This is a genomic window from Leifsonia tongyongensis, from assembly GCF_010686705.1.
Lineage (GTDB): Bacteria > Actinomycetota > Actinomycetes > Actinomycetales > Microbacteriaceae > Diaminobutyricibacter > Diaminobutyricibacter tongyongensis.
In genome coordinates, this window is the sequence record NZ_JAAGWY010000002.1 from 832,024 (window position 1) to 844,869 (window position 12,846).

Consider the following 12,846-nt stretch of genomic DNA (forward strand, 5'->3'; position numbering starts at 1 on the left):
AGCCTCGCGATCGCGGGTCGGCTGCTGAACCCGGCCAGCATCCGAACAGGGTCGGGGGTTATCCCCCCGGATGCCCGCTCGCAGCACCGCCTCGACGGTCAGCGCAGGCCCACTGGCATGTGCGCGGCGCCAACTTCGTCGGGGTGCACGAGCTCGACCAGACCAGCCAGGGCGTCGCCATCGAGATCGCCCGCAGTCTCGACAAAGACCGCTGGTTCCTGTTCGCCCACATCAGCAAGTAGCACCGGTCGCACCGACGCACAGGGTCGCCTTCGGGCGACCCTTCGTCGTCCCGGGAGCTAAGGCAATCAGTGCAGGGTGGTGTGGGTGAAGCGGCCGCCCAGGAGGGTGGCGGCCACGGGCATCCGGCGCAGTTCGCCGAGCGTGCAGGCGAGCGGATCGCGTTCGACGACGGCCAGGTCGGCGACCTCGCCGACCGCGACGGACGAGCGGGCGGATGCGGTCAGCGCGACCTCGCGGGACACCGCATTCGCGGGATGCCACGGCGCCCGCGCTCCCCTGCTGCGCGCGACGGCGGACGCGATCGACGCCCACGGGTCGAGGGGCGCGACGGGAGCATCCGATCCGAACGCCAGTCTCGCCCCGGCGCGGTGCAGTGCGGCGAGCGGGAAGGCTCGACCGGTCCGCCCGGCCCAGAGCGCATCCGCAGCGTCGCGGTCGTCCATCGCGTGCTCCGGCTGCACGCTGGCCGTGACGCCGAGGCGGGCGAACCGCGCGATGTCGTCCGTCGCGAGCAGTTGCGCGTGCTCGATGCGGCCCGTGCAGCCGACCCGTTCGAAGGCGTCGAGCGCGAGATGGTTCGCGTGGTCGCCGATCGCATGGACCGCCGGCTCCAGACCTGCCTCGCTCGCGATCGTCATGAGCTCGATCAGTTCGTCGGTGGGCACGGTGAGGACCCCGAACGGATGCTCGCTCGCGCCCGAATCAGGGTAGGGGTCGAAGCAGAACGCGGTGCGGGTGTTGAGCGATCCGTCGGTGATGACCTTGAACGGGCCGACGCTGAGCAGGCCGCTGCTCCCGTCGATGACCTCGCCGGTTCGGAGACCGAGCTCGATCGCGCGGCCGAGGTCCTGCGTGTACGTGCCGAAGTCGATGCGCAGGCTGTCGTGGCCGGCCTCGATCCGGCGAAGCCAGACGTCGAGGTTCCATGCCATCTCGAGGTCGACGATCCCGACGACGCCCCGCGCGGCCGCCTGCCGGCCGGCCTCGAGGGCCCACGCATCGAGGTCGGGTTCGTCGCGCGATTCGAGGGCTGTGATCACGGCGAAGGACTCGTCTTCGCACAGGACGGCAGCGACCGAATCGGGGGCGAAACGCCCCGCCGCGGACGTACTCAGCCAGCACGCGTGCAGGTCCCCGGCGATGAGCACCACCGGCCTGCCGCCTGCAGCCCGGTCGAGCAGCTCCCTGGTCGGCTCGTCGGGCCAGCGCGCAGAGTGGTAGCCGAAGCCGACGAGCACCTCGTCGTCGCGAGCGGGGGCCGTCACCTCGACCAGGCGCGCGGCGTGGGCCGCCGATTCGGCATCCGACACGTCGAGGCGCCGCGACGTGCGCGCCCACTGGGTGAAATGGACATGGTTGTCCCACAGCCCCGGGACCACCCAGCGGCCGTCGACGGCGAGCGGTTCGGCTCCGGCCGGCGGCTCGGCGGCTTCGTGCGCCGCGGGCGCGATCGAGGCGATCCGGCCATCCTCGACGAGCAGATCGACGAGCCCGTCGTGGCCGGGAAGCCGCGCGCCACGCAGCGCGAGGCTCATCGGCGCATGCGGTCGCGCACGCGTCGCATCTCTGCCGCGAGCGCCTCGCTCGAGTACGGGCCGTCGCCCTCGAGTTCGGCGATGATGCGGTCGACCGACTCCTGTGGGCGGTTCTGGCTCATCTTCGACTTCGCGACGATACGGGTGGGCGTGAGGCGGACGCCGACCGTCCCGCTCGAGATGCGGGCGGCGTATTCGGTGTTCTCCGGCGTGCCGTTCATGCGGCGCGGTTCGGGCATCCGGTCCTCGAAGTGGTCGACGAGCGAGGCCAGCACCTCGAGGTTCTCTTCGTCGCTGAGGATCTCGGGGACGCCGCTGAGGTGCACGACGATGAAGTTCCAGGTGGGGACCGCGGGCTTCGGGTCGTACCAGCCCGGCGAGATGTACCCGTGCGGCCCCTGGATGATGAACAGCACTTCGTGCTGGCCGAGCTCGTGCAGCTGCTCGTCAGGGCGCCCGACATGCGTCACCAGCGACAGCTCGTCGCGGGTCTCGTCGATGAGGACGGGGTAATGGGATGCGACGAGACCGCCCGATGTGTTGCTGACGATCGTCGCCCATGGGTTCTCGCGGATCACCCGGGCGATCTCTTCAGGGTCGGCGAGCACGAAGCTGGGATTCTGGCGCATGGCTCAATTCTGGTCGATCGGGCACCAATAAAGCTTCCGCCCGCCGAGCTCTTCCATCAGGATGTGCGTTCCGCAGACCCGGCACGGCAGCCCCTCGCGCTTGTAGACCCAGTGTCGGTCGTCGCGCGACGCCATCGCCTTGCGGTAGGCGTCGTCGTCGAGGTCGTCCATCGTCATCATCTGGCCGGTCTCGAATCCGATGCGCAGCAGTTTCGTCCAGTCGCGCCAGAGGGCGCGTGCCGTCTCCTCGGGCACGAGCTTCCCGGGGGTGTGCGGGTTCTGCCGGGCCCGGAAGAGCAGTTCGGCGCGGTAGACGTTCCCGATCCCGCTGACCACGCTCTGGTCCATCAGGAGCAGCGCGATCGGCGTCGGCTTCTTGCGCACCGCCGTGACGAAGCGCTCCTCGGCCTCGGCGCTGTCATCGACCAGCGGGTCGGGGCCGAGCTTCGCGATCACGGCATCGACCTGCGCGGCGTCGAGCACCTCGCACGCGGTCGGTCCCCGGAGGTCGGCGACGGCTGTGTCGGTCAGCAGCCTCACCCGCACCTGACCGATCGGCTCGGGCGGGAACTCGGTGATCTCGTCTTCGAGTTTCTCCGACTCCGCCATGCGCAGTCGCGTACGCCGGGGTGCGCCGATACTGTGCAGCGAGTTCTCGCCTGCACTGTCCAGCACGGTCCCCCGCTGGTTGGTCTGCCCCATGCGTCCGTTGGCGGATGCGATCGTCGGGTCGACACTGATGTCGCCCGCGAAGTCCCACGCTCCGTAGATTCCGAGGTGGATGCGCAACCAGAGGCCGTTGTCGAACTCGAGGAACATCTGCTTGCCGACGGCTTTCGCGTCGGTCATCGTCCGACCGTCGATGAGCGACGCCCCCTCGGCGAAACGCCCCTGCGGTGATGAGGCGGCGACGCGGCGCCCGACGAAGTTCTGTGCGAACTGGCGGGCGATGCGGTGGACGGAGTGACCCTCAGGCATCGGCGGCTCCTCTATGCGTCGACGTGCTTGCCCGCGATGGTGCCGGTCGCCTCGAATTCGGCGAGCTGGGCGATGCGGCGGGCATGCCGTTCTTCGAACGAGAAGGGTTCGGCGATGAAGGTGTCGATGAACCCGGTGGCCTCCTCGATCGTGTGCTGGCGGGCGCCGATCGAGATGACATTCGCATCGTTGTGCTGACGAGCGAGTTCGGCGGTGCTGGTGTTCCAGACGAGTGCGGCCCGGATGCCGTGGACCTTGTTCGCAGCGATCTGCTCACCGTTGCCCGACCCGCCGAAGACGACACCGAGAGCCTGGACTCCTGCCTGCTGGTCGGCGACCACGGCCTTCGCCGCGTTGATGCAGAAGGCAGGGTAGTCGTCGATCGGATCGTACTCGGTCGGACCGTGGTCGACGACCTCGTGGCCGGCCTCGGCGAGGTGCTGCTTGAGGTGCGTGCTGAAGTCGAGACCGGCGTGATCGGTGGCGATGTGGATGCGCATTCGAACAGTTTATGAGGACCATTGATCTTCGCGGCCACATGGAGGAGAGTCGGATACAACGGTCTAATTGCGCGGAGGCGCCAGATGCCAACTTCATCGGATCCTGAAGTCCTCGTTCCCATCCTCTCGGCCGGAAAGCACCGCAACCCACGCCGGGGCGCGTGCTTCATGGAGTTCGCCTCCTATCTCGCCGGCGAACGCTGGAGCGACCATCCCTCGTGCACCCACCCGGGGCTGGCGAACCTGGCCAGAGCCGTGAACGACACGATCTCCAACAAGGCGCGGAACACGCTCGCACCCCTCATCCCGTCGGTGATCGGCCTGACGACGACCGACCCGCGACTGGAGATCATCATCGCGCTGCACGTCGCGTCGGCCGCCCTTCCCATCGCCTCCGAGGCCCGACAGGACTCGCTGGCGGTAGGAGCGATCGTCTGCGACGCGGTGCTGACACGGATGGGCGGCGCACCGAGTGGGACCGAGGCGCCGATCGCGGAGGCCCTGCATTCCGCGCCCGCCGCCGAAGCCTGGGCCCGCGAGTTCCTCGGCCGCTACCAGACCAAGCTGCCGGAGTCGACGACGCCTCGTCAGACCCAGGCGCTGGTCCTCAGCGCCGTAGACGGGATCGCTCACGCCTTCGTCGACGACCGGGACGAGCGGCTGCGCTCGCTGCTGATCTCGACGATCGACGTGTCCAAGCGGTTCATCTCGCTCGAGCAGCCGGTCCGGTCGATGGTGCGTGAGCCGATCGGTTCGCCTTCGTAGCCTGAGCCTCGCCGGCCCTTCGCATAGGGTGGTGTGTTGGATCCCATCCCACGCCACAAGCGCATACCGAAGGAGTCAGCGTGCCCGGAGAGAACCTCACCCGCGTCGAAGCCCAGGAGCGCGCTGCGCTCATCCGCACCTACAACTATGAGGTCGCGCTCGACCTGACGACGGGGCCGGAGACGTTCCGCAGCACGACGACCGTCCGCTTCGGCGCCGCCGACGGTGCGTCCACCTTCATCGACGCCATCACGCGCACGGTGCACTCGGTGACCCTCAATGGTGTCGAGCTCGACCCGGCGTCGGTCAGCGACGGCGTGCGCATCCGGCTCGACGGCCTGCAGGTCGAGAACGAGCTGACCGTCGTCGCGGACGCGATCTACACCAACACCGGTGAGGGCCTGCACCGCTTCGTGGACCCTGTCGACGGCGAGGTGTACCTGTACAGCCAGTTCGAGGTACCGGATTCGCGCCGCATGTTCGCCGTGTTCGAGCAGCCCGACCTGAAGGCGACCTTCCAGTTCACGGTCACCGCGCCCGACCACTGGCAGGTCGTCAGCAACTCGCCCACCCCTCAGCCGACGGATGCCGGAAACGGTGCGAAGACCTGGACGTTCGCCCCGTCGCCGGTGATCTCCTCGTACATCACCGCGCTGATCGCCGGGCCGTACCACTCCGTCCACAGTGAGCTGACCAGCCGCGACGGCCGCACCGTTCCGCTCGGCGTGTTCGCGCGGAAGAGCCTCGCCGAGTACCTCGACGCCGACTACATCTTCGAGAAGACGCGCGAGGGCTTCGCCTTCTACGAGGAGAAGTTCGACTACGCCTACCCGTTCGAGAAGTACGACCAGCTCTTCGTGCCCGAGTTCAACGCGGGAGCGATGGAGAACGCCGGCGCCGTCACGTTCACCGAGACGTACGTGTTCCGCTCCAAGGTCACCGACGCGATCAAGGAGCGCCGCGTCGTCACGATCCTCCACGAGCTCGCCCACATGTGGTTCGGCGACCTGGTCACCATGAAGTGGTGGAACGACCTGTGGCTGAACGAGTCGTTCGCCGAGTACGCATCGACTCTCGCGACCGCTGAGGCCACCGAGTGGCACGAGGCATGGACCACCTTCGCCGCGATGGAGAAGAGCTGGGCCTACCGCCAGGACCAGCTGCCGTCGACGCACCCGATCGTCGCGACGATCAACGATCTCGAAGACGTTCAGGTCAACTTCGACGGCATCACGTACGCCAAGGGCGCCTCCGTGCTCAAGCAGCTCGTCGCGTGGGTCGGCCAGGACGACTTCCTCGCCGGGGTCAGCGCCTACTTCAAGGAGAACGCGCACGGGAACACCGAACTGCGCGACCTTCTCGTGCAGCTGGAGGCGAAGAGCGGCCGCGACCTCGCCGACTGGTCGAGGAAGTGGCTGGAGACAGCCGGCGTGAACACGCTCCGCCCGGAGCTGGAGGTGGATGCGGATGGCGTGATCACCGCATTCTCGGTGCTGCAGTCCGCCGCCCCCGACTACCCCACCATCCGCCCGCACCGTCTCGCGATCGGGTTCTACAACCTCGTCGACGGAAAGCTCGTCCGCGACCACCGCGTCGAGCTCGACGTCGACGGCGAGCGCACGGACGTAGCCGAGCTCGTCGGGCTCAAGCGCCCCGACCTCGTACTGATCAACGACGACGATCTCGCGTACGCGAAGATCCGCCTCGACGAGGAGTCGCTCGCCGTCGCGATCGAGCACCTCTCCCGGATCGAGAGCCCGCTCGCGCGCTCGCTCGTCTGGGGGGCGGTGTGGGATGCGACCCGCGACGCCGAAACCAAGGCCTGCGACTACGTGCGCCTGGTTCTCGGGAACATCGCTTCGGAGACCGAGTCGACCACTCTCCGCACCACCCTCAACCAGCTTGTCCTGGCGGCCAGTGCCTACGTCGCGCCTGACAGCCAGAAGGCGACGAGCGAGGAGGCGGCCGCGGCCCTGTGGACGCTCGCCGAGCAGGCCGAGGCCGGCAGCGACGCACAGTTCCAGTTCGTGAAGTTCTTCGCCGCCCTGGCGTCGACGGACGAGCAGCTGGCGACCGTCGCTGCTTTGCGCGACGGTGCGACGAAGCTCGACGGACTCGAGATCGACACCGATCTCGCCTGGGAGCTGCTGGTCGCGCTGGCTGCCGGCGGCAAGGCCGGCACGGCGGAGATCGAGGCGGCTCTCGCCGCCGACAACACCGCGAACGGGGCTCAGTTCGCTGCGCAGGCCGCAGCCTCCATCCCGACGCTGGAAGGCAAGCAGGCGGCGTGGGACTCGGTCTTCGGCTCGGATGCCCTGCCGAACACGATCGTCCGCTTCACCGGTCTCGGGTTCCAGCGCGCCGCCGACAAGAACGTGCTCGCCGCGTTCATCCGCCCGTACTTCGCGTCGCTGCAGGACATCTGGACCTCGCGCACCTACAAGATCGCGGAATACCTCGTGGCCGGCATGTACCCGGCCCCGCTGGCGAACCTCGAGCTCCGTGACGCGACCAGGGCCTGGCTCGACGCGAACCCGGAGCCGGCGGCCCTCCGCCGCCTGGTTGTCGAGAACCTGGCCGGAGTCGAGCGAGCCCTCGCCGCCCAGGCGAAGGACGCCTCCTAGTCATCGCGCCCGCTGACGGATGCCGTGGTACCCGAGTACCACGGCATCCGCCGTTAATGCGTCCCAGCGGTCGATCCGGTCCGCGCCCGCCTTTCCTAGGCTCGAAGCCATGATCCAACTCGAACGACTGACCAAGACGTACGGCGCGAAGACCGCCGTCAATGACATCAGCGCAACGGTGCAGCCCGGCAAGGTGACCGGCTTCCTCGGCCCGAACGGCGCCGGCAAGTCGACCACGATGCGCATGATCGTCGGGCTCGACCGCCCGACCTCCGGATCGGCGATCGTGAACGGCAAGCGATACGCCGATCACCGCGCACCGCTCCACGAAGTGGGCGCTCTTCTCGACGCCAAAGCGGTCCACACCGGGCGCACGGCGTACAACCACCTGCTCGCCATGGCCGCCACGCACGGCATCCCCACCAAGCGCGTGCACGAGGTCATCGCCCTGACCGGCCTCGAGGCGGTCGCCGGCAAGCGCGTCGGCGGCTTCTCGCTCGGGATGGGGCAGCGACTCGGCATCGCCGCAGCGATGCTCGGTGACCCGGCCACCCTCATCCTGGACGAGCCGGTCAACGGTCTCGACCCGGAAGGCGTGCTCTGGGTTCGGCAATTCGCCCGGCAGCTCGCCGCGGAAGGCCGTACGGTCTTCCTGTCGAGTCACCTGATGAGCGAGATGGCGCAGACGGCTGACCACATCATCGTGCTCGGACGGGGCCGCATCCTGGCGGATGCGCCTGTGCAGGACATCCTGACCGGCGCGACCCGCAACGCTGTGCGCGTCCGCACCCCGCAGCCCGACCAGCTCGCGAACCTCGTGGGCGGCCCGGATGTGACCATCACCGGTCTTGAAGCCCAGCTCCTGGAGGTCGGCGGACTCACCGCCGCGCAGGTCGGCGAGGCCGCGGCCCAGGCCGGGATCGTCCTCCACGAACTCACACCCATCAACGCTTCGCTCGAAGAGGCGTACCTCGCCCTCACGCAGGACGACGTCGAATACCGGACGGAGATCTCCCGATGACCACCGCAACCCTCACCCACGCCCGAACGGCCGGGACCGGCGGGCTCTCCTTCCCGCGTGTGCTCCGGTCGGAATGGATCAAGCTCCGCACCCTGCGCTCGACGGTCTGGTCGTTCGCTATCGTCATCGTCGTCTCCGTCGGGCTCGCGCTCCTGATCAGCCTCGGCATCCCCGCCGAACACGGCGCTCTGCCCGCTGCCCAGCAGCTGACGATCGTCCTCAACGCATCGTTGTTCGGGGTCTTCTTCGGGCAGCTGGTGATCGCGGTGCTCGGGGTGCTGGTCATCAGCGGCGAGTACACGACGGGGATGATCCGCTCGACCCTCACGGCGGTCCCCCGCCGGCTGCCGGCGCTCTGGGCGAAGGCCGCTGTCCTGTTCGTCTCTTCGTTCGTGGTCGGAGTCGTCGCGTCCACCCTCGCATTCTTCGCCGCCTCGCCGATCCTGGCGTCGAAGGGCTTCAGCGCGACGTTCGACGGCGCTGTGATCATGCCGATCCTCGGCAGCGCGCTGTACCTCGCGATCGTCTCGGTCTTCGCGCTCGGCCTCGGTGCGGTCCTTCGAGCGAGCGCGGGCGGAATCGCCGCAGCGCTCGGGATCATCCTGCTCCTCCCGATCGTGTTCACGATCGCCCCGCTGCAGTGGATGCACGACTGGGCGCCCTACCTGCTGATGAACGCCGGCCTCTCGTCGTTCGGACTCCGCGGGTTCGGTGGGAGCAGCACGCTCGACACGTGGCAGCAGGTGCTCGTCGTCGCAGCCTGGGCCGCGGTCTCGCTGGCCGCGGGTGCGATCCTCCTCAAGCGCCGGGACGCGTAAAGTCCCAACCATGACGCAACACGACCTCTCCCTCGGTGGGCCGGCTTCGCCCACCGAGGGAGACCTGCGTCTGCCCAAGGCTCCGGGGGTCATCCGGCAGTTCTGGGCGCGCCACCCGTGGCTGGTCGACTCGCTCATTGCGGGGTTCTACCTCGCTGGCGCCGGCGTCTCGTCGTTCACGCAGCGCAGCGGCCCGGTGACGACGGTCGCCGGGGCCGTGGTTCCGCTCGTACTCGCCGTGCTCTGCGCGGTCGCTCTGCTGTTCCGGCGCTACCGACCGTGGGTCGTGCTCGGGATCGGTCTCGCCGCGATGTTCACGCTCGTCCTCGTCGGGCGCGACTTCGATTTCCTGGCCGCGCTCTTCGGGTTGTACGCCGTCGCCGTGTACCGGTCGACGCGTGAAGGCTGGATCGCGTACGGCGTGGTGTGTGCGGTCACGGCGGTCGCGGGGATCACCTTCGAAGTGCTGCACGGCAATACGGATGTGGCTCCGCTGGCCGCTCCCCCGATCAACGCGTTCTTCCAGGTCATCGTGCTCGCGCTTCTCGTCGTCGTCATCGCGATCAACATCGGCAACCGGCGCCGGTACCTGGAGGCGCTCATCGAGCGGGCAGGGCAGCTCGCCCGCGAAAGGGACCAGCAGGCCACCATCGCCACGGCTGCAGAACGCTCACGAATCGCCCGCGAGATGCATGACATCGTCTCGCACAGCCTCACGGTCATGATCACGCTCGCCGATGGCTCGGCGGCACTCACGGCCACGGCACCGGAACGGTCGGCGGACGCGATGCGCCAGGTCGCCGAGACCGGGCGCTCGGCGCTCGGCGACATGCGGCGGATGCTCGGGGTGCTGAGCGAGGACGACGCGCTGGATGCCGTGAGGCAGCCGCAGCCGGGCGCGGACGACCTCTCGTCGCTGGTCGAGACCTTCCGCGGCGCAGGCCTCCCGGTCCGGTTCCGGACGACGGGCACGGCACCGGACGACACCGGTCAGCAGCTGACCGTGTACCGGATCGTCCAGGAGGCGCTCACGAACGTGCTGCGTTACGCGCCGGCCGCGTCGACGGTGGATGTGGTGATCGCCTACTCTCCGTCGAAAGTCACCGTGACCGTCGAGGACGACGCCACCGTTCACACCCCCGCCGGGCAGGGCGCGGGCCGAGGGCTGCTCGGGATCCGCGAGCGGGCCGGACTCTACGGCGGCACCGTCGAGTCGGGTCCGCGGCCCGCGGGTGGGTGGCGCGTCCACGCAGAGCTGCCCGGCCTGTCGAAGGACGGCCAGTCGATGGAGGAGCACACGTGACAGACGCCGCAACCGCTGAAGCCGCCCGTCGCATCCGGGTCCTGATCGTCGACGACCAGGCGCTCGTGCGTCTCGGCTTCCGCATGGTGCTCGAGGCCGAACCCGATCTGCAGGTCGTCGGCGAGGCCGGCGACGGCGAGAGCGCGACGAGGCTCGCCGTCGAAGCCGCGCCCGACGTGATCCTCATGGACGTGCGCATGCCGGGGCTCGACGGTATCGAGGCGACCCGCCGGATCGTCGCGGCAACCCCGACGGCACGGGTGATCATCCTGACAACGTTCGACCTCGACGAGTACGCGTTCGGCGGCCTCCGGGCGGGCGCGAGCGGTTTCCTGCTCAAAGACGTGCGTCCTTCGGAACTCACGCAGGCGATCCGCGCGGTCGCGGCGGGCGACGCCGCGGTGTCGGGCCGCGTCACACGGGCGATGCTCGAGCTGTTCTCCGACCGGCTGCCTGCAGCCGGCTCTCCGAAGGCGGCGAACGATCCCGTCCGCGTGCTGACCCCGCGCGAGCGGGAGATCCTGCAGGCCATCGGCGAAGGGCTCTCGAACGGTGAGATCGCCCAGCGCTTCTACCTCACCGAGTCGACCGTGAAGACGCACGTCGGCCGCGTCCTCGCCAAACTGGGCCTGCGCGACAGGGTTCATGCGGTGATCTTCGCCTACGAGAACGGCCTCAATGCACGCTGACGATTCAGGCGGCGTCCAGAGCACGATCGATAAGCTGGGCTTCGTATGGTGATCTTCAAAGCAACCTTCTGGACCGACCTCGGCAACTGGGCGGTCGACGCCGGCTGGGTCCTCGCGCAGATCGCGGGCATCATCGTCGGCGCGTTCCTGCTCGCCTGGATCCTCCGGGTCGTCATCCGCCGCGTCGTGCGCCAGATCGTCAACGGCGTGAAGAAGACGCAGAACGTGCAGGACACGCAGGCGATCGCCGCGTCCCCCCTCGCCGCCGTTCGCGTCGTGCAGCGTACGCGCACCATCGGCACGGTGCTGAGCAACGTCGTGAACGTCACGATCGGGATCATCGCCGTCATCCTCATCATCAACACGGCTGCGCCCACTGCGCTCGGATCGCTCGCCCTCCTGACGGCGGCCCTGGGCGCCGGCCTCGGTTTCGGTGCTCAGAACATCGTCAAAGACGTGCTCAACGGCCTGTTCATGGTGATGGAGGACCAGCTGGGCGTCGGCGACATCGTCGACCTCGGGTCGGCGACCGGCGTGGTCGAAGCGGTCGGCATCCGGGTCACCCAGGTGCGCGACGTCAACGGGACGCTCTGGTTCGTGCGCAACGGCGAGATCCTCCGCGTCGGCAACATGTCGCAGGGCTGGGCGCGCGTCATCATCGACCTCGCTGTGCCGTACGACACGGACGTCGAAGCGGTCCAGGCGAAGATGCTGGAAACCGCGAACGCGCTTGCGACCAGCCCGAAATGGCGGTCGCGCATCATCGAGAAGCCCGAGATCTGGGGACTCGAGTCGATCTCTGAAGACGCCCTCGTCATCCGCATCGTCATGAAGTCGCGCACGACCGCACGCGACGATGTGGCCCGCGAACTCCGGATGCGCCTCAAGGAGGCGCTCGACGAGATGGATGTGAGGCTGCCGTCGCTGAACACGATCGTGCTCAGCGGATTCGACGGCGCTGCGAGCGTCACCGGGGCCCGGCCTCCCCGCACCAAGCCGGTCGCGGTCGTCGAAGCGCCCAAGGGGCGCAAGGCCCGCGCAGCACGGAAGGCCGCTGCGCCCGCCAGCGCGGCGCCTGCGGCCGCCTCGCCGACCGTCGTCTCCCCCACCTCGCCGGACCCGCGCTCGATGCCCGTCGTCGATCCAACCGTGAAACTCCCGCGAACCACGCCGCGCCCACCCGCGAAACACGAGGACTGACGTGACCATCCCCCTCGGCCCGATCGAGCCCACCAGCGAGACCGCATCATCCGCGTCCGGCGCGCCCGTCACATCCGTCGCTCCCAGCCCCGTGATCCTCCGCTCCAGCGAGAACGGTGCGGGTGTCGAAGAGACCTTCTACGAACAGGTCGGCGGCCACGAGACGTTCCGGCGGCTCGTCGGGGCGTTCTACCGGGGCGTCGCAGCTGATCCCGTGCTCAAGCCGATGTACCCGGAGGAAGACCTCGGCCCCGCCGAGGAACGCCTCACCCTGTTCCTCGAGCAGTACTGGGGTGGCCCAGGGACGTACAGTGAGCAGCGCGGTCATCCGCGACTCCGGATGCGCCACATGCCCTTCAAGGTCAACCCGGAGGCCCGTGACCGCTGGCTGACCCACATGCGCGAAGCCGTCGACGCTCTCGACCTTCCGCCGCTGCAGCACGAGACCCTGTGGAGCTATCTGGAACGGGCCGCCCACGCGATGGTCAACACCTTCGAGGAGTAGCGGGCGCGCGTCCCTGCCGTGGCGACGCTGGAGCAC

13 protein-coding genes are annotated in these 12,846 nt (G+C 68.7%); 9 read left to right on the top strand and 4 right to left on the bottom strand.

Annotated elements, in window-relative coordinates:
• The first annotated feature begins 119 nt into the window (after window positions 1–119).
• Window positions 120–242: a ferritin family protein gene (locus G3T36_RS20005; RefSeq protein ID WP_275690004.1), complete on the top strand. Its 123-nt coding sequence runs from the start codon at window positions 120–122 to the stop codon at window positions 240–242.
• Window positions 243–308: 66 nt separating this feature from the next.
• Here the strand turns inward: G3T36_RS20005 and G3T36_RS11925 are convergent, their stop codons facing one another.
• The 4 genes from G3T36_RS11925 to G3T36_RS11940 are packed head-to-tail and all read right to left on the bottom strand — an operon-like array spanning window position 309 to window position 3,885.
• A complete protein-coding gene (locus G3T36_RS11925) occupies window positions 309–1,778 on the bottom strand; it encodes an amidohydrolase (protein WP_163289979.1) in 1,470 nt (489 codons plus the stop codon).
• Window positions 1,775–2,407 carry an FMN-binding negative transcriptional regulator gene (locus G3T36_RS11930; RefSeq protein ID WP_163289980.1) on the bottom strand — a complete coding sequence of 211 codons (633 nt, stop codon included), beginning with the start codon at window positions 2,405–2,407 and terminating at the stop codon, window positions 1,775–1,777. Before G3T36_RS11930 ends, G3T36_RS11925 begins: the two co-directional genes overlap by 4 nt.
• A gap of 3 nt (window positions 2,408–2,410) precedes the next feature.
• Window positions 2,411–3,385, bottom strand: coding sequence for an Fpg/Nei family DNA glycosylase (locus G3T36_RS11935; RefSeq protein ID WP_163289981.1), 975 nt, complete (start codon window positions 3,383–3,385; stop codon window positions 2,411–2,413).
• A gap of 11 nt (window positions 3,386–3,396) precedes the next feature.
• Window positions 3,397–3,885: a ribose-5-phosphate isomerase gene (locus G3T36_RS11940; protein WP_163289982.1), complete on the bottom strand. Its 489-nt coding sequence runs from the start codon at window positions 3,883–3,885 to the stop codon at window positions 3,397–3,399.
• Window positions 3,886–3,969: 84 nt separating this feature from the next.
• Between G3T36_RS11940 and G3T36_RS11945 the strand changes: the two genes are divergently transcribed.
• From G3T36_RS11945 to G3T36_RS11980, 8 genes are all read left to right on the top strand, one after another.
• Window positions 3,970–4,650, top strand: a complete 681-nt coding sequence (locus G3T36_RS11945; RefSeq protein ID WP_163289983.1) for a hypothetical protein — start codon at window positions 3,970–3,972, stop codon at window positions 4,648–4,650.
• 80 nt (window positions 4,651–4,730) lie between these two features.
• Window positions 4,731–7,274, top strand: a complete 2,544-nt coding sequence (gene pepN, locus G3T36_RS11950) for an aminopeptidase N (RefSeq protein WP_163289984.1) — start codon at window positions 4,731–4,733, stop codon at window positions 7,272–7,274.
• A gap of 109 nt (window positions 7,275–7,383) precedes the next feature.
• The gene (locus tag G3T36_RS11955; protein ID WP_163289985.1) at window positions 7,384–8,295 is read left to right on the top strand and encodes an ABC transporter ATP-binding protein; all 912 of its coding nucleotides are present in this window, start codon (window positions 7,384–7,386) and stop codon (window positions 8,293–8,295) included.
• The gene (locus G3T36_RS11960) at window positions 8,292–9,113 is read left to right on the top strand and encodes an ABC transporter permease subunit (RefSeq protein WP_163289986.1); all 822 of its coding nucleotides are present in this window, start codon (window positions 8,292–8,294) and stop codon (window positions 9,111–9,113) included. Before G3T36_RS11955 ends, G3T36_RS11960 begins: the two co-directional genes overlap by 4 nt.
• A gap of 10 nt (window positions 9,114–9,123) precedes the next feature.
• On the top strand, window positions 9,124–10,416 hold the full coding sequence (locus G3T36_RS11965) for a sensor histidine kinase (protein WP_240148444.1): 1,293 nt from the start codon (window positions 9,124–9,126) through the stop codon (window positions 10,414–10,416).
• Window positions 10,413–11,105: a response regulator gene (locus G3T36_RS11970; protein WP_163289987.1), complete on the top strand. Its 693-nt coding sequence runs from the start codon at window positions 10,413–10,415 to the stop codon at window positions 11,103–11,105. Before G3T36_RS11965 ends, G3T36_RS11970 begins: the two co-directional genes overlap by 4 nt.
• A gap of 45 nt (window positions 11,106–11,150) precedes the next feature.
• The gene (locus G3T36_RS11975) at window positions 11,151–12,305 is read left to right on the top strand and encodes a mechanosensitive ion channel family protein (RefSeq protein ID WP_163289988.1); all 1,155 of its coding nucleotides are present in this window, start codon (window positions 11,151–11,153) and stop codon (window positions 12,303–12,305) included.
• Window positions 12,306–12,399: 94 nt separating this feature from the next.
• Window positions 12,400–12,810, top strand: a complete 411-nt coding sequence (locus tag G3T36_RS11980; RefSeq protein WP_163290319.1) for a globin domain-containing protein — start codon at window positions 12,400–12,402, stop codon at window positions 12,808–12,810.
• The last annotated feature ends 36 nt before the right edge of the window (window positions 12,811–12,846 follow it).